This is a genomic window from Undibacterium parvum (assembly GCF_003955735.1).
Classification (GTDB): Bacteria; Pseudomonadota; Gammaproteobacteria; order Burkholderiales; family Burkholderiaceae_D; genus Undibacterium; species Undibacterium parvum.
This window is the reverse complement of record NZ_CP034464.1, coordinates 2,576,042-2,593,363: the sequence shown is the minus strand read 5'-3', so window position 1 is coordinate 2,593,363 and position 17,322 is coordinate 2,576,042. Positions and strand designations below refer to the sequence as shown.

The following is a 17,322-nucleotide window of genomic DNA, read 5'->3' as shown; positions in this document are numbered from 1 at the left end:
TATGAAAAACACTCACACAACAAGCGCTCCGGCAATCCAGGTACGCGGCGTCAGCAAGCACTACGGTGCCTTGCATGCAGTTGACGCGATCGATCTGACGGTACAGCAAGGCGAAATTTTTGGCTTGATAGGCCATAACGGCGCTGGCAAAAGCACTCTTTTTAAGATGATGCTAGGTCTGGTTACGCCGACTTCAGGCGAGATCCTGATCAACGGCACAGCGGTCAGCGGATCCCAATTTCGCCAGACCCGCCGCCAACTCGGTTATCTGCCAGAGAACGTGGTTTTGTATGACAACCTGAGCGGTCTGGAAACCCTGAAATTTTTTGCCAAACTCAAGGGTGCGCCAACCGACCAATGTGCCCCTATGCTAGAACGAGTGGGACTGGCGCATGCGCACAACCGCCCTTTGCGCGAATACTCCAAAGGTATGCGCCAGCGCCTCGGTTTTGCCCAAGCCTTGCTCGGTGAGCCGCGCGTCTTATTTTTGGATGAACCTACCAATGGTCTCGATCCGCAGGCGATACGCGATTTTTACGCGACGCTGCGCGGCTTGCGCGACAGCGGTGTCACCATCATCATCACCTCACACATCTTGGCCGAACTGCAGGAAAGAGTAGACCGTCTCGCCATTATGTCGGCCGGAAAAATACAGGCACTAGGTAGCGTCGCCCAATTGCGCGAGCAAATGCAAATGCCGCTCACTTTGTCGCTCAAACTGGCAGCAGACGATGTACTACTGGCGCAAGACCTGCTAGCTCATATGGCAGGAGTCGCTTGCACCGTCGTGCCTGATGGTTTGGTCATCAACTGCCCGCGCACCAGCAAGATGGCGGTGCTGCATGCGGTACACAGTCTGGGCAGCAAGTTACTCGATCTGAGCATACAAGAGCCTTCGCTGGAAGACGTATTTTTTGGATTTTCGGATTAAATCAAAATAAAGAACACGCTATGGAATTCTCACAAATTTTTACCCTGGCCGCGAAAGAGTTTCGCGACCGCATCCGCAATCGCTGGGTGCTGGCGGTGGCCCTGGTGTTCACTATTTTTTCGCTGGTCATCACCTATCTGGGCGGAGCACAGCAAGGCCAGATCGGCCTGAAATCGATAGAGTTGACCATTACCAGTCTGGTTAGCCTGGTCATTTACCTGATCCCACTGATCGCTCTCTTGTTGGGTTTTGATGCCATCGTCGGTGAACGCGAACGCGGTTCGCTGGACTTGTTGCTGGCGCTACCGATTACCCGTCTGGAATTATTGCTGGGAAAATACCTGGGCTTAGCAGCCGCGCTAACGCTCTCGACCACAGCGGGGTTTTCGCTGGTGGCGATTTTGCTGTATCAACAATTTAGCTGGCCCGGTCTGTTTCATTATCTCGGATTTATGTTCAGCTCGGTGCTACTGGGTCTGGCGTTTTTGAGTCTGGCGGTATTCATGTCCGTGGTAGCGCGTGAACGCACGCGCGCCTCTGGCCTGGCAATTGCGCTGTGGTTCTTCTTTGTACTGGTGTTTGATCTGCTCTTACTCGGCGCTTTGGTGAGTACCGGCGGTAGCTACGGTGGCGATATCTTTGCCTATGCCTTACTCCTCAATCCGGCTGACGTGTTCCGGATTTTGAATGTTTTTTCCCTAGACGATGTCCGCACCTTGTATGGCCTGTCCAGCATTATTCCGCCTGCGCTGGCCAAACCCTGGATGATGGGCTCGGTGATGCTTACCTGGATAATTGTGCCACTCGCCCTGGCACGCTGGAGATTTAAATCATGATGATGACACGCCGCAGTTTTATTCTATCTGCCATCGCAAGCAGTTTGCTCGCCAGTTCACTTACTGGCTGCAGCCAATCCAATTCCGTCAAAACCCTGACGCCAGTGGAGATAGACACGCACACTACCTGCGATCTGGATGGCATGTTGCTGGCCGATTACGCTGGTCCGAAAGCGCAGATCTTTTATACTGGCAATGACACCCCGACCTTCTTTTGCGACACGGTGGAGTTGTTTCATACGCTGCTGGCACCAGAGCAAGTCAAGGCGATCGCAGCTGTGTACGTGCAAGACATGGGCAAGGCCGACTGGGAGCAGCCACGCAATAACTGGTTCGATGCCAAGACTGGCTTTTATGTACTGGGTAGCAAACGCCACGGATCGATGGGCCCCACTATCGCCAGCTTCGCACAGGAAACGGATGCCAAAAAATTTGCCGCAGAATGGGGCGGTAAACTACTGCGCTACGCTGAGATCAAAGCTGACATGGTCGACCTCTCGGGCGGTGCCTTGCACGACACCAGGATGTAATCATGCCGCATCGTTCAGCCGCGCTACCGTCAGTTGCAAAGCAGCGTTTCAGGCAAGCGAGTTGGTTCGTGCTGACGCTGCTCAGCGCCTCGCTACTCGTCAAACTAGTGCCGTGGCAAACCTCTACTAAGGACGCGAGTCGCTTGGCGGCAATCGGCGAAGTCTGCATAGTCGCACCGCCTACGCCTTATGATCCTGCATCGGGCTTAGGCTTACATGCGCCGCGCGCCGTGCCTCTGGATGCGCGCTGCCCGGTGTGTGGCATGTATCCGGCCCGCAGCCGTGATTGGGCTGCGCAAGTGATATTTACTAATGGTGACGCCCAATTTTTCGACTCGCCGCTAACGCTGTTTATTTACCTGCAAGATGTGGGGCATTACAGCATTGGCCGCCGCGCCAGTGACATCACCGCCAGCTACGTCAGCGATAGCAACGATAGCAGCGTGACTAAAGGTCAATGGATTAAGGCCAGCGAGGCCATCTATGTCAGCGGCTCGACTGCCATGGGACCGATGCGTGCCGGTAATCTACCAGCGTTTTCCAACAAGGCGGCGGCACTGGCTTTTGTCGCGCAACGAGGCGGAGAAATAATCAGCGCCAAAGAGATCAGCCCGCAGCTACTGCAAAGCCTGAACGGTGCACGCCATACGCAAACGCATGCGCATGCCGGATAAAATAAAAAAGCCGCAGTGAGCATCGCTCTCTGCGGCTTGATCTTAAGTCTTAAAAGTTAAGCTTGTGCGGCGCGCTCGCCCTTAAGGGTAAACGCCATAAACAAAATCGCTAACACGCATGATGCGACCAGAATGATGAAGCCGCCATTCCAGCCAAAGCGCTCTACCGTCCAACCCAATAATGCACTAGCCGCTACCGAACCACCGATGTAGCCGAAAAAGCCGGTAAAGCCTGCCGCTGTCCCCGCCGCTTTTTTAGGCGCAAGCTCTAAGGCATGCAAACCGATCAGCATCACCGGACCATAGATTAGGAAACCTATACTGATCAGTGCCGCGATATCAACCACTGGATTGCCGGCAGGATTTAACCAGTAGACCAACAGTGCCACGCCAACTAAGAGCATAAACAAGATGCCGGCCGGTGCACGACGTCCTTGGAATACTTTATCGGACACCCAGCCGCATAATAAAGTCCCTGGGATACCTGCCCACTCATAGAAAAAGTAGGCCCATGAGCTTTTATTGAGGCTGAAACCTTTGACTTCTTTTAAGTAAGTCGGTGCCCAATCGAGTACGCCATAACGTATCAGATACACAAAGACGTTAGCAAAGGCGATGTACCACAGCAGCTTATTATTGAAGACGTATTTGAAGAAAATTTCCTTGCCGCTCAGCTCTTGTTCTTTGCTCTGGTCATAGCCGGCTGGATAATCATTTTTATATTCTTCTATGCTCGGCAAACCGACCGACTGCGGTGTATCACGCATAGTGAAAAAGGCGAAACCTGCTATCAACAATGCGAAGGCCGCCGGTACATAAAAGGCGCTATGCCAGTCATTAAAGAGTGTCATACCCAATAAGAATAAAGGCGCGACCAAACCGCCACCGACGTTGTGCGCGGTATTCCACAAGGCGACGACTTTACCGCGCTCCTTATGCGACCACCAATGCACCATGGTACGCCCGGCTGGCGGCCAACCCATACCTTGCACCCAACCATTAATAAACAATAAGGCGAACATTACGCCAACTGAAGACAGAGCCCAGGAGCTAGTGCCGATGAAAATAGTGAGCAAGGCCGACAACACTAAACCTAGCGCTAGAAACACTCTAGGATTGGAACGATCAGAGATGTTCCCCATCAAAAATTTAGACAGACCGTAGGCAATCGAGACACCCGATAAAGCAAAACCCAATTGAGTTTTGCTGTAACCCATTTCTATCAAGCCTGGCATGGCCAGAGTAAAATTTTTCCTTACCAGGTAATAACCGGCATAGCCGAAAAATATCCCCAGAAAAATCTGCAAACGCATACGTTTATAAGTTGCGTCTATTTTATCCTTCGGTAGTGCCGCTATATGCGGCGAAGGTTTTAACCAATCAAACATTGTTGTCTCCATTAAAAATCATGCCTTTAGCCCTAAAGCATAAGGTCGAAAGTTTTACTATTGTTATCAACTGAAGCACTAATACCAACTGTTAGTGCTTAGCCACTCAGGGATTTTCTGCGATCCAGATTGCGAGTTTTTTCTCTGTGCCCGGCGGTAGATGCAAGCCTAGCTTGCTACGCCGCCACAAAATATCGGTGGCCGTACGCGCCCATTCATATTGCATCAGATAGCGCACTTCGCGTACATACAAGCCGGGCGCGATAGCCTCGCCCATCTCATCGAGGCAAGTGCAAGCATCCAGTAACTGATGAATTTTTGTGCCATAGGCATGCGCATACCTTGCCACCAAGCTGGCTGGCAACCAGGCGTATTGCTGCTGCATGGCGCGTTCAAATTCACCAAATTCGAGCACCGCGCGATTGTCTGGTCCGGTGCCAAAAATATCGCCGCCCGGCAGGCAGGCGTTGGCAGTCCAGGACTTACTGTGATTACCCAGTAAAGGTGCCAGCATATCGACTGCCTCTTCCGCCAACTTGCGGAAGGTGGTGATTTTCCCACCAAACACCGTCAGCATAAGCGCTGCAGACTGATCCAACTCTAAACGATAATCGCGGGTAATTGCCTTGGCATCGGCGGCGCCATCATCGACTAACGGACGCACTCCGGAGTAAGACCAAACCACGTCAGCAGGCAAAATCGGCTGTTTGAAATACAGGCTAGTCAATTCACACAGGTAGTCGATTTCTTCCTGTTGTATCGCCACTTGGTTGATATCGCCGCGATAATCGAGGTCGGTGGTACCGATCAGCGTGAAGTCTTTTTCATACGGAATGGCAAACACGATACGGCCATCCGGATGTTGGAAAATATAGGCATTGTCGTGATCAAACAGACGCTTGACCACGATGTGACTGCCCTTGATCAGACGCAGGGTTTTGCCGGTGGCCTGCGGTACGCAATCTTGCTGGAACTGCGCCGACCAGGAGCCTGTCGCATTCACCAGACTACGCGCTTGGACAACCATCGTATCGCCTGCCGCATTGCGTAATTGGGCCTGCCACTTTCCGTCTTGCTGTATCACCGATACGCAGGTGGTCCGTGTCATTACCGTCGCGCCTTTTTCGACCGCATGCATGGCATTCAAGACCACCAGACGCGCATCATCGACCCAGCCGTCGGAATACATGAAGCCGCGCACCAGACTAGGTTTGAGCGCAACGCCCGCCACATGCTTGCGCAAATCGATGGCATTCGAACCAGGTAATAATTCACGTCTGGCCAGATGGTCATATAAAAACAGGCCGGCGCGCAACATCCAGACTGGTCGCAAGCCTTTCATATGCGGCATCACAAAGCGCAAAGGAGAAATGATGTGCGGTGCCGAGCGCATCAAGACCTCGCGCTCTATCAGGGCTTTTCTGACCAGATTAAATTCGTAATATTCCAAATAACGCAGGCCGCCATGTATCAGCTTGGAAGATGCAGATGAAGTATGCGAGGCCAAATCATCTTTTTCGCACAGAATCACGGACAAGCCGCGTCCGGCCGCATCACGTGCTATGCCAACGCCATTGATGCCGCCACCGACTACCAGCACATCGCATTCCTTTTTTTCTTGAGGAAAATTCATTTTGGCCTTTCTCGCTACTTTCTTATGAGCACTATCGTGTGGTAAATACGCTACTAAGTCTCTAGCTTAGTACAGAGATCCATCTCTGAATGTCGCTGAATACGGTTAAGATGACAGGCGTCTAAGATACGCCAAAAGTCGAAGCATAAGCAACAAATTTATGATTATTTCGATTCGAAAATGTTCGATAATGTTCTTTTTTATTCAAAACAATTCGAATTGCTAACAATTTCTGTGTAATTTCATCATGTTTGAACATTTATGATACTCAATCCCCGTCAACGACAATTACTCGATGTCATCCGTGTATCCGTCACCATTTCGGTCGAAGAACTGGCGCAACAACTGGCAGTCACGCCGCAAACGGTGCGCCGGGATGTCAAGCAAATGGAAGAAGCCAACTTGCTGACTCGCTACCACGGCGGGGTAGCGCTAGCTTCCTCAGTTGAAAATATCGATTACAGCCAGCGCCAGCTCTTGCACAACGAAGCCAAGCGTGGCATCGCGGCGACGGTGGCAGAGCAAGTTCCGGCGGGTTGTTCCTTGATGATTAATATCGGCACCACCACCGAAGAAGTAGCACGCGCGCTCTTGCACCATCAGGGCTTGCATGTGGTGACAAATAACCTGAATGTGGCAGCGATACTGGCCGACAATCCTCAGTGCGAAGTGATCGTGGCCGGTGGCGTGGTGCGCGGGCGTGATCGCGGCATCGTCGGCGAAGCCACGATCGACTTCATCCGTCAGTTCAAGGTCGATATCGGCATCATCGGCATTTCCAGCATCGATGAAGATGGCAGCCTGCGCGACTTTGATATCCGCGAAGTAAAAGTGGCGCAGACCATCATAGAACAATCACGCGAGGTCTGGCTGGTGGCAGATCAGGGAAAATTCGGCCGCAAGGCGCTGGTGCGCATGGCGCATTTATCGCAAATCGATATTTTATTTACCGATGCACCGCCCTCTGCGCTATTCGCCCAAGTACTGGAAGAGGCGCAGGTCAAGGTAGTGCTGACTTCATAGTTTAGCAATCCATACAAAGCACGCGCTGATCGCATAGTGCAAAAATAAAATACCATCCCCGCCAGCGCCCATATTCCATGCGGCTTAGCGGGCAGATGCCTTGTAAACCCGCATGGAATATGCGCACTGGCGCTGCCATTGGTGAGATTGTTTATCATCAAAACCACGCTACATGCGTTCTCCTTCTAAACTTAGAAGAAAATGATCCTTTGCTTTGCTGGCTTTCCTCTTCAAGATGGCGCACTCATTACTTTTCGGAAGAATTCTCATGTCTGATCATCTATCAAAGCAATCCCACTTCAGTAAGACGCCAGCCCGTCGTCGTATCTTGTGGACTATGCTGGTTGCGACTAGCTTGAGCCTGTGCGTATCAGCGCATGCGGCTGGTGATATTCTCAATGCTTCCTACGACGTGACGCGTGAATTATTCAAGGAAATCAATCCCGCTTTCGTGGCCGACTGGAAAAAGAAAAGCGGCGAAAGCATCAGCATCAACCAGTCGCACGGCGGCTCAAGCAAGCAAGCGCGCTCGGTGATCGACGGTATGGAAGCGTCGGTGGTAACCATGAACCAGGCCAATGACATCGATATTCTTGCCGAAAAAGGCCTGGTGCCGGCGGATTGGAATAAAGCGTTTCCTAACGGTGCGGCACCGTTTTATTCCACCATGGTGTTTTTGACGCGCAAGGGTAATCCCAAAAAGCTCACTAGCTGGGAAGACCTCGGCAAGCCCGGCTTAAAAGTCATCGTACCGAATCCCAAAACCTCAGGCAACGGACGCTACACCTATCTGGCAGCATGGGGATCGGTGATCAAGAGCGGCGGCACCGAGGCGCAAGCACGTCTGTTGGTGGATCGCTTGTTTAAAAATGTGCCGGTACTGGACGGCGGCGGGCGCGGTGCCACCACCACCTTTACCCAGCGCGAGATCGGCGACGTTTTGGTGACGTTTGAAAACGAAGTGCAATTGGTGCGTCAGGAATTTGGCGACAACTTTGAAGTGGTGTATCCAAAAATATCGATACTGGCCGAGTCGCCGGTAGCCGTGGTGGATCGCGTGGTGAATAAGCTGGGCAACCGCAAACAGGCGACTGCCTATCTGCAATTTTTGTATTCTGAAGCGGGACAAGAGATAGTCGCAAAACATTTTTTCCGCCCACGTTCGGAACTGGCAGCAAAAAAATATGCGGCTAACTTTAAACCGATTAGCCTGTTCACGGTAGAAGACGTATTCGGCGGCTGGAAGCAAGCGCAAAAACGGCACTTTGATGATGGCGGCGAGTTCGACAAAATCTATCAGAGTAAAAAATAAGGGCTAAATTCAGCGCTTACTTTGCTGCATCAATAGGCTAAGCCTCCGGATTTTTCCGGGGGCTTTTTTTTGCCTCAATCTTTCTTAAGGCTAGCGCGTATAGAAGAAAAACACATATCCAATCCTGAAATGATACCTTCTGTTTTTTTTGCCTGCGACTTATTCTGTCTTCCTGTTATTTAGCTTTTTTACTGAATTTTCACTCAAGGATTACAGATGGATCTCAAAAAATTTACCGCGGTAATTTCTGGTACGGTCGCCACCATAGCGCTGCTGAACCCTATCGCCTATGCCGCCGACATCAGCCTGCTCAATGTCTCGTATGACCCGACCCGCGAGCTGTATCAAGACGTGAATGAGGCTTTTGCCAAACAATGGAAAGCCAAATCCGGCGACACGCTCAAGATCCGGCAATCGCACGGCGGCTCTGGCAAACAGGCGCGAGCGGTGATTGACGGTCTCGATGCCGATGTGGTGACGCTGGCTCTGGCCTACGATACCGATGCAATCGCCGGCCATGGCTTGTTAGACAAGGGATGGCAAAAACGCTTGCCGCACAATGCCTCGCCGTATTCGTCCACCATCGTTTTTCTGGTGCGCAAAGGTAATCCTAAAGCGATCAAGGATTGGAACGACATCGTCAAACCTGGCCTGGCCGTGATTACCCCTAACCCGAAAACTTCAGGCGGTGCGCGCTGGAATCATCTGGCGGCCTGGGGTTATGCCTTAAAACAGCCAGGCGGCAGCGAAGCGAGTGCCAGAGAATTTCTCTCTAAACTGTATAAGAACGTGCCGGTACTCGATTCTGGTGCGCGCGGTGCCACCACCACCTTTGTCGAGCGCGGCATTGGTGATGTCTTGCTGGCCTGGGAGAACGAAGCGCAACTGGCGATCAAAGAGTTAGGCCCCGACAAGGTGGAAATCGTAGTGCCGTCGAGCAGCATTCTGGCCGAGCCTTCGATTGCGCTAGTCGACAAAGTCGTCGATAAGCGCGGCACCCGTAAAGTGGCCGAGGCCTATTTGAATTTCTTGTACACCGATGAGGGCCAGGAAATCATCGCGAAAAACTACTACCGCCCGACCACCGAAAAGGCATCCAAAAAGTACGCGACACAATTCCCCAAGCTCAAGCTATTTACCATAGACGATAGCTTTGGCGGCTGGACCAAGGCACAAAAAGATCACTTTGCCGATGGCGGCGTGTTTGACCAGATTTACCAACCAGGCAAGAGGTAAAACATCATGCAGCACCAAGCTCTGCAAACTTATTTAAATCAGCTGCAACATCATACTCAGACTGAGGGCGCCAGCAATTTTTGGCTCGATGAACAAGGGCGGGCTCGCGGCCGCTACGTCAATGCCTCGCTGACCAGCGCATTTCAAGCGATACGCAGTGGCGACGATAACCAGATCATTGCCTACGAAGCCTATGCCCGCAGCTACTCGGCCGACGAACTCGGCCTGAACGTCTGGAAGCTACTGGACTACGCTGCCAGCGATGATGAATCGGTGGCCCTCGATAGGCTGTGCCGCCTGCTGCATGCGATCAATTTTTTCCGCCAGCCCGAGTCGCAACAGCTAGATCTGTATCTCAGTGTGCATAGCCGTTTGCTGGCGGCTGTTACTGGCAACCATGGAATGGCGTTCCGGCGCGTGCTTGATGCACTGGAACTGCCGCATCAGTCTATAGTGTTGCAATTGCCCTTGATTACGCCTAGCCAGCGCTGGGTGCTAACGCACGTGGCAGAAAACTACAAACGCAACGGTTTTCGGGTTGGTGCCAATGCAGCCAATCTGGCGCAGGCGCTCGATGTGCTGGCGCGCATACGGCCCACCTCCATCAAGCTCGATATCGAGCAAGCCGGTACTGATACTCACCGCTTATCACAATTATTGGAGCAAGCCGAGGCGCAGGACTGCCGCATCATCTTTAAGCGCATAGCGACTGAGAGGGAATTTTCGCAACTACAAAATACCTTGTCGGGCAGTGCCAAACCCTATCAGGTACAGGGATTTCTATTTGATCGCCCCAAAGCCAGCCTGGGGCCGCAGCGCTACGCACGCGCCTATGCGTTTGCCCATGAACAGCTGCTAGCAACTAGCGAGGCACAGGTCGGCGGATAAAGCTTGAGCAATAAGCTCGAAATTCGAGAAAAAATGCGCGAATTGAAGGCTATAGACGAAATTCATCTATCACTATGCCAAAAAATTCGTTTTCCATATAAGCAAACCCTGCGATGATCCGCCATTCATAGTTACATACGTAATAAAGGCTGAGCATGGCATCATTTTTTAACCCGAGTTCGGGAAGCAGACGGCCAGTGCGGCGCGTGATCCCCGGCTTTCATCTGTCGCTGGGCTTCACCCTGTTTTATCTGGGGCTGATCGTCTTAATTCCCTTGTCGGCGGTGTTTCTGAAAACCTTCAGCATGACTTGGGAGGCGTTCTGGACTACCGTCACCTCGGAGCGGGTGATGGCATCGTACCGGCTGACCTTTGGCGCTTCGCTGTTAGCCGCGCTGATCAATGTGGTGTTTGGCGGCATCGTGGCCTGGGTACTGGTGCGCTATAAATTTCCCGGTAAGCGCGTGATTGATGCGCTGGTCGATTTGCCGTTCGCCCTACCCACCGCAGTGGCCGGTATTACGCTGGCGACACTGTATGCGCCGAACGGCTGGCTCGGGCAGTTACTGGCACCGCTGGGTATCAAGGTGGCCTACACCCCGCTAGGTATTTTGGTGGCGCTGATTTTTATCGGCTTGCCGTTTGTGGTGCGTACCGTGCAACCGGTGCTGGAAGAAGCCGAAAAAGAACTGGAAGAAGCGGCCGTTAGCTTAGGTGCCAGCCACTGGCAGACTTTTCGACGGGTCACCCTGCCGACGATACTGCCAGCCCTGATGACCGGTTTTGCACTAGCCTTCGCGCGCGCCACCGGTGAATACGGTTCGGTGATTTTTATCGCCGGCAATATGCCTATGGTGTCCGAGATCACCCCGCTATTCATGATTACCAAACTAGAACAATACGATTACGCCGGAGCGACCGCGATTGCGGTGGTTATGCTGCTGCTGTCGTTTTGCCTGCTTCTGAGCATCAACGCTCTGCAAGCCTGGACCCGCAGCAAGCAAAATGCAGGGAGAGAATAATGACGACGCAAAATTTACCTGCCAAGCCGGGCCGTATCGAGCCGCCCATCACGCCGGCGGCCACGCTAGAACCGCTCTGGGTCAGAGTAATTCTAGTGACGGCGGCACTGGCATTTTTGACGCTATTTTTGTTTGTGCCGCTGGTGGCAGTATTTGCCGAGGCTTTCAAGAAAGGCTGGCAGCTGTATCTGCAAGCCATCATCGAGCCTGACGCCTTGTCGGCGATACGCCTGACCCTGATTACGGCTGCCATTGCTGTGCCACTCAATCTGGTGTTTGGGGTAGCTGCGGCCTGGACCATTGCCAAGTTTGAGTTCCGTGGCAAGAGCATCTTGCTGACACTGATCGATTTGCCGTTTTCGGTTTCGCCAGTGATTTCAGGTTTGATCTATGTGCTGCTGTTTGGGGCGCAGGGCTGGTTTGGCGAATGGCTGCGTGAGCACGATATCAAGATCCTGTTTGCGGTACCCGGCATCGTTCTGGCCACGGTGTTTGTCACGTTCCCGTTTGTTGCCAGAGAACTGATACCGCTGATGCAGGCGCAGGGCAGCGAAGAGGAAGAAGCCGCGTTGGTGCTCGGTGCCAGCGGCTGGCAAACCTTCTGGCATGTGACCTTACCGAACATTAAATGGGGTCTGCTGTATGGCGTGATCTTGTGTAATGCGCGCGCCATGGGTGAGTTTGGTGCGGTCTCGGTGGTGTCCGGACATATCCGCGGCGAGACCAATACCATGCCTTTGCAGGTAGAAATTTTATATAACGAGTACAACTTCACTGCCGCCTTTGCGGTCGCCTCGCTGCTGACGCTCCTGGCCTTATTGACCCTGGTACTCAAATCCATCGTCGAATGGAAAACCAATGAATCACGTCATGAAGCTACGTCTAAGCAGCTTTCCCAAGACATCGCAGGAGAAAAATTATGAGCATCGCAGTCCATCAATTACACAAAAAATTTGGCAACTTTACCGCGCTCGACAATGTCTCGCTCGATTTTGCCGATGGCGAACTGACCGCCTTGCTGGGGCCATCCGGCTGCGGTAAAACTACACTGTTGCGCATCATCGCCGGGCTGGAATTTGCCGACAGCGGTCAGGTCTTGCTTGATGGCGAAGACGCCTCAGCTACCCATGTGCGCGAACGTCAGGTCGGTTTTGTGTTTCAGCACTACGCCTTATTCAAGCACATGACGATTTTTGAAAACATCGCCTTTGGCTTGCGCGTCAAGCCGCGCCATTTGCGCCCGTCCGAAGCACAGATCAAAGAGAAGGTCACACAATTACTCGAACTGGTACAGCTCGATTGGTTGGCTGACCGCTATCCTCCGCAGTTATCCGGCGGCCAGCGCCAGCGTATCGCACTAGCGCGGGCACTAGCGGTAGAGCCGCGCGTGTTGCTGCTGGACGAGCCCTTCGGCGCGCTCGATGCCAAGGTTCGCAAAGAGTTACGCCGCTGGTTACGCCGCTTGCATGACGAATTGCATGTGACCAGTATTTTTGTCACGCACGATCAGGAAGAAGCGCTGGAAGTGGCCGACAAGATCGTGGTCATGAATCATGGCAGGGTAGAGCAGATCGGTGCGCCGGATCAGGTGTACCAGCATCCTGCCACGCCTTTCGTGTACGGCTTTCTGGGCAACGTTAATTTATTCCATGGCCGCGTGCATGAAGGCGTGCTTGATGCCGGCGGCGTGGCGTTCGACGCACCCGGCCATCAAGACACCCGCGACGCCACTGGCACTGGCTATGTCAGACCGCATGAACTGGACGTGGCACGCTACACGCCCGGTGCCGACGGTTTGGCGGTACGTTTGGGACGGGTCCACAGCATCGGTCCGCTGGCGCAACTGGAACTGGTACGCGATGACAACGGTGCGCTGGTCGAAGCGCTGATCTCTAGCGAGCGTTTTGCCCAGCTCGGGCTAAAAGTGGGTGAGAACTTACTGGTCACGCCGAAACGCCTGCACGTATTTGTCGATCAACTTTAAATTCGTCCATCAGAAAACGATACGGAATGCTATGAACTTTCAACAATTACGCTCGATACGGGAAGCCACGCGCCGCCAGTTTAATCTGACCGAAGTAGCCAACGTACTGTTCACCTCGCAACCCGGAGTCAGCCGCCAGATCCGCGAAGTCGAGGAAGAATTGGGCGTCGATATCTTCGAGCGCAACGGTAAGCGTCTGACCGGTCTGACCGAGCCGGGCAAAGGCATCATGCACATCATAGAAAGACTATTGCTAGAAGCAGAAAATCTGAAGCAAGCTGGCGATGAATACTCTGACCAGAACCGGGGCACGCTGACCATCGCCACCACCCATACCCAGGCACGCTATGTGCTGCCCAAGGTGGTGCAACAGTTTCGTCTGGCCTTTCCCAATGTGCGTATCGCCTTGCAGCAAAGTGCGCCCGAACACATCGCCGAGTGGGTCTTGTCCGGCAAGGCCGATATAGGCATCGCGACCGAAGGTTTGTCGCAATTTAAGGATCTGGTGTCCTTTCCCTGCTATGAATGGCATCATGTGATCGTGGTACCCGAGGGCCATCCGCTGCTAGAAAAAGCAGGCCCGCTGAGCCTGCAGGATTTATCTGACTATCCTTTGATTACCTATGATGTCGGGTTTACCGGTCGCGGACATATTGACGACGCCTTCCGTCAGGCTGGCTTGAGCACCGACATCGTTCTCACCGCCATGGATTCTGACGTGATACAACAATATGTGGCCTTAGGTTTAGGGGTCGGCATCGTCGCCTCTATGGCGATAGAAAGCCAGCGCATGCAGGGTTTGGCCACGCTACAGGCCAGCCATTTATTCGCCGCCAATGTGACCAGGCTGGCAGTCAGGCGCGGCACCTATTTGCGCGCCTATAGCCGTGCATTCATCCAAAAATTCGCCCCTGCCCTGAGCACAGAACAAATCCGTCAGGCGCTGTCGGAACTGGAAACAAGCACTGAAAGCACAACTAAAACCGCAGGCTGAGATTGCTGTTCAAGATAAAGCGGTGTGTGCGATAAGCGAGCCGTTTGCGCGCTACCAGAGAATTTTAAGGCATGCCACCAGCGCGCATCGCTTTTACGTAACAGCGATGCGGCTTGCAGGCCATGCAGGCTGAAAATCCGCATGGAATATGCGCAACAGGACTATGTCATTTTAAATTTACGCGACTAAGGCCAAAAAAATTGATTTGGATTTATGCCTGGCGGTGTCATGAAGTGCATAGCCAAATAAAATGCCGCGCCCAGAAGAAGACCTGAAAAAAATATTCAAACCCGTAGGAGTATTTCTTAAAATTGGCTCATTGAATAACTCATATTTTTTGCGAATTCATAAAAGAACTAGCGCTGCTTTTTTATGCCGATCAGGCTAAAAAAATCGTTAGGATCTTTGTCTTGTATATAAAACCTGGCGCCTATTACCCCCACCAGCCACGATATACCAAACACCATGAGTGCAAAGTTACTCGGCGAAAAAATAGTATCGTCCGACCCCAAGGCGAAATCGTCGCGATTTATATAAGCGACTATTAATAGTGAGATTCCATAAGTAAAACTCGTAATTGCCCAGCCTATGTACTGTTGTCGATTCAATTTTTTTAAATGCATACTTTTCCAATTTTCAAACTGACGGCAAAAGAATCACTTGCTTGCGATGACATAGTTCAGTTAATTTTCGTTTGAAAAGTTTGGTATGCAATCGGTCCAAACCAAACGTATTGATCGACCACGCCCCCTTGCAAGAGTACGATTGCATTATTTTTTGCACAGTTTATAAAGATTTTCTGATGCATTCCATTTGGCAATAATCCAAGATCAATCACTTTGTCATGAGGCGGCTCAGAAAATACGTTTTCCGGCATACCGTACAACCATATATCGCGAGTCTCCCGATCAAGAATAGAAATACCATTGACTATAAGATATCCGCCGTCTTCGGTGATCTTGTTTAGAATTTTTCTCTCCAACATTTCACACGTGACTTGTTCGCTTGCTTTTGAAGGAAGAGCCAAAATATTGAAAAAAATAAAAACAAAATTTACTAAGATTTTTTGCATGTATACGCCAATTTTTTAAAAAAATCAGTAGCCGAAACTATAGAATGAGGAAGCGGGTATGTCGCACTTACACCAACATTATGCCCATCGGAAATTAATAACATATTTGGACGCCGTGTAAAAAATCGAAATGGACTGCTCATTATTTATTGAATCCGCCCATTATTAAAACATAAATAATTTTCATTATTGTTATTTGATATGAAAATTTATTAGTCAACATTCTCTAAAAGAAACATTGTGAAATCCCGCGGGAATTACTTCTGTGACAAGCGGGGTTCCACAATTAAGGTCGCGATCAACCAGCGCTTAGGAAATTTTTAGGCATGCCGCCAGCGCATCGCTATGACGTAACAGCGGTGCGGCTTGCAGGCCATGCAGGCTGGAAACCCGCATGGAATATGCGCCACAGGCCTATGTTATTTTGAGATTTTACGAAACGTCTGCGGGCGCAAAAATATTGCCATCACCTTGATAATTCTTGACCCCGCGCAAATCGCAGGCGCATTGCTGCTGGGCTTTAACGCCTGGCTCGCGCTATAATTCGCCTTATGAAACGTTTTTGGAAAAATAAGCTCATCACGATCTGGATCGCCTGTCTGGCGATCTTGGCGAATGCGCTTGTGCCTTCCATTGCCAGTGCCTTGGTAGCGCGGGACGGTAATGCGCCGTCCTGGGCCGAGATTTGCAGTACGCCGATTGCCGGGCTTGCTGCTAAAAAAGTAGGCACTAGTGTCGCATTAAAACTGCCTGGCAAGATCGATACGCATACTGCCAAGCACTGTCCGTTTTGTCTGCCGCACGCCGGCAACTTTGCCTTACCGCCTGCGGCCTTGCCTTGCTGCGCCGTGGCTGCCGGCCATGACGCCTTCCCGCCTCTGTATTATCAAGCGCCGTCCCTGCTGTATTCCTGGGTAACGGCCAATCCGCGTGGCCCGCCACAGTTTTCCTAAGACTCCCTGCAATACTGCCCATAGTTAAGGGCAGAGCGCTCTGCGTGCGATCTGCTCTAGCCTAAGTGCTGAGCTGATCTGCCAGGGGCTGTCGTCACAGGAAAAGTCTTGGCTCACGGCTCTGATGCCGCTACGCTAAGGCGACAAGGCGCAATCATATGGATAAGCTTTATCTCAGCATGCCCGAGCGGGACGATCTGTCCCTGCCTAAGTCCATGCTCAAATCTTCACTGGTAATCGGTGCTCATCTGGCTTTTTTGCTGTGGGCTTTACAGGCTGGTGGTGTGATCAGCCACCAGGCTATGCCCCTGCCGATGAGTGTTATGACGGTGCTGATTGCAGCCCCTAGCCAGGTAGTTGCGCCAGAAAACTTGCCAAAACCGACTGCTCCTGCCTTGCATCAAGCTGCCATCGCCCTGCCTTTGCAGCCTGCCAGCGAGCAGCAAGCGATGCCGGCAGCGCCAGCCTTGATCGCAGCAACCGCCTCTGGAACTACGCCAGCAAGCACGATACCAACCGCCACAGCGGCAGCAGCGGCACAGCCAGCGGAGCAACGTACTGAAGCCAGCTTTGATGCCGCTTACCTGAATAATCCGGCACCTGCCTATCCGCTGATTTCACGCCGTCAGGGTGAATTTGGCAAGGTCTTGTTGCTGGTGCAGGTGACGCCACACGGCACCGCTGCGCAGGTAGAGATCAAGCAAAGCTGCGGTTTTCCGCGACTCGATGAGGCGGCATTGGAAGCGGTACGCAAATGGCATTTTGTGCCAGCACGACTTGGCGACGTCGCCGTCGCGGCCAGCGTGGTGGTGCCGCTGAGCTTCAAGCTCAATAGCTGAATCAACT

The 17,322-nt window shown here is 52.2% G+C and carries 17 protein-coding genes; 14 read left to right on the top strand and 3 right to left on the bottom strand.

Translation table 11 applies throughout. The features are described from left to right. The first annotated feature begins 1 nt into the window (after position 1). Genes EJN92_RS11310 through EJN92_RS11295 form a run of 4 tightly spaced genes read left to right on the top strand, consistent with a single transcriptional unit; the run spans position 2 to position 2,971 of the window. Complete coding sequence (locus tag EJN92_RS11310) at positions 2-931, top strand: ABC transporter ATP-binding protein (protein ID WP_126129889.1); 930 nt, start codon at positions 2-4, stop codon at positions 929-931. Between the two features lie 20 nt (positions 932-951). Further along, a complete protein-coding gene (locus EJN92_RS11305; RefSeq protein ID WP_126127920.1) occupies positions 952-1,767 on the top strand; it encodes an ABC transporter permease in 816 nt (271 codons plus the stop codon). Beyond that, positions 1,764-2,297: a nitrous oxide reductase accessory protein NosL gene (locus EJN92_RS11300; RefSeq protein ID WP_126127919.1), complete on the top strand. Its 534-nt coding sequence runs from the start codon at positions 1,764-1,766 to the stop codon at positions 2,295-2,297. The genes EJN92_RS11305 and EJN92_RS11300 overlap by 4 nt, the downstream gene beginning before the upstream one ends. Before the next feature lie 2 nt (positions 2,298-2,299). Continuing rightward, a complete protein-coding gene (locus tag EJN92_RS11295) occupies positions 2,300-2,971 on the top strand; it encodes a nitrous oxide reductase accessory protein NosL (RefSeq protein WP_126127918.1) in 672 nt (223 codons plus the stop codon). 56 nt (positions 2,972-3,027) lie between these two features. On the opposite strand, the gene glpT is transcribed toward EJN92_RS11295, so the two are convergent. Both glpT and glpD read right to left on the bottom strand, forming a co-directional pair. Then, complete coding sequence (glpT, locus tag EJN92_RS11290; RefSeq protein ID WP_126127917.1) at positions 3,028-4,359, bottom strand: glycerol-3-phosphate transporter; 1,332 nt, start codon at positions 4,357-4,359, stop codon at positions 3,028-3,030. Between the two features lie 106 nt (positions 4,360-4,465). Further along, positions 4,466-5,992 (bottom strand): glycerol-3-phosphate dehydrogenase, encoded by a 1,527-nt coding sequence (gene glpD, locus EJN92_RS11285; RefSeq protein ID WP_126127916.1) that lies wholly within the window; start codon positions 5,990-5,992, stop codon positions 4,466-4,468. 261 nt (positions 5,993-6,253) lie between these two features. Between glpD and EJN92_RS11280 the strand changes: the two genes are divergently transcribed. The 8 genes from EJN92_RS11280 (at position 6,254) to EJN92_RS11245 (ending at position 14,451) form a co-directional block, all read left to right on the top strand. Then, positions 6,254-7,015, top strand: a complete 762-nt coding sequence (locus EJN92_RS11280; protein ID WP_194074931.1) for a DeoR/GlpR family DNA-binding transcription regulator — start codon at positions 6,254-6,256, stop codon at positions 7,013-7,015. Positions 7,016-7,352: 337 nt separating this feature from the next. Continuing rightward, a complete protein-coding gene (locus tag EJN92_RS11275; protein ID WP_170174937.1) occupies positions 7,353-8,327 on the top strand; it encodes a sulfate ABC transporter substrate-binding protein in 975 nt (324 codons plus the stop codon). Positions 8,328-8,543: 216 nt separating this feature from the next. Then, positions 8,544-9,563 (top strand): sulfate ABC transporter substrate-binding protein, encoded by a 1,020-nt coding sequence (locus EJN92_RS11270; protein WP_126127914.1) that lies wholly within the window; start codon positions 8,544-8,546, stop codon positions 9,561-9,563. Between the two features lie 6 nt (positions 9,564-9,569). Then, positions 9,570-10,451, top strand: a complete 882-nt coding sequence (locus tag EJN92_RS11265; RefSeq protein WP_126127913.1) for an EAL domain-containing protein — start codon at positions 9,570-9,572, stop codon at positions 10,449-10,451. Between the two features lie 155 nt (positions 10,452-10,606). Then, a complete protein-coding gene (cysT, locus tag EJN92_RS11260; protein ID WP_126127912.1) occupies positions 10,607-11,473 on the top strand; it encodes a sulfate ABC transporter permease subunit CysT in 867 nt (288 codons plus the stop codon). Beyond that, positions 11,473-12,396 carry a sulfate ABC transporter permease subunit CysW gene (gene cysW / locus EJN92_RS11255; RefSeq protein ID WP_126127911.1) on the top strand — a complete coding sequence of 308 codons (924 nt, stop codon included), beginning with the start codon at positions 11,473-11,475 and terminating at the stop codon, positions 12,394-12,396. The genes cysT and cysW overlap by 1 nt, the downstream gene beginning before the upstream one ends. After that, on the top strand, positions 12,393-13,457 hold the full coding sequence (locus EJN92_RS11250) for a sulfate/molybdate ABC transporter ATP-binding protein (protein ID WP_126127910.1): 1,065 nt from the start codon (positions 12,393-12,395) through the stop codon (positions 13,455-13,457). Before cysW ends, EJN92_RS11250 begins: the two co-directional genes overlap by 4 nt. Positions 13,458-13,488: 31 nt before the next feature. Beyond that, positions 13,489-14,451 (top strand): CysB family HTH-type transcriptional regulator, encoded by a 963-nt coding sequence (locus tag EJN92_RS11245; RefSeq protein ID WP_126127909.1) that lies wholly within the window; start codon positions 13,489-13,491, stop codon positions 14,449-14,451. Positions 14,452-15,130: 679 nt separating this feature from the next. On the opposite strand, the gene EJN92_RS11240 is transcribed toward EJN92_RS11245, so the two are convergent. Continuing rightward, positions 15,131-15,523: a hypothetical protein gene (locus EJN92_RS11240; RefSeq protein WP_126127908.1), complete on the bottom strand. Its 393-nt coding sequence runs from the start codon at positions 15,521-15,523 to the stop codon at positions 15,131-15,133. A 551-nt stretch (positions 15,524-16,074) separates the two neighbouring features. On the opposite strand from EJN92_RS11240, the gene EJN92_RS11235 reads away from it, so the two are divergent. Continuing rightward, positions 16,075-16,476, top strand: a complete 402-nt coding sequence (locus EJN92_RS11235) for a DUF2946 domain-containing protein (protein WP_126127907.1) — start codon at positions 16,075-16,077, stop codon at positions 16,474-16,476. A gap of 158 nt (positions 16,477-16,634) precedes the next feature. Then, entirely contained in the window at positions 16,635-17,315 is a 681-nt protein-coding gene (locus tag EJN92_RS11230) for an energy transducer TonB (RefSeq protein WP_126127906.1), read from the top strand. Positions 17,316-17,322 lie beyond the last annotated feature (7 nt).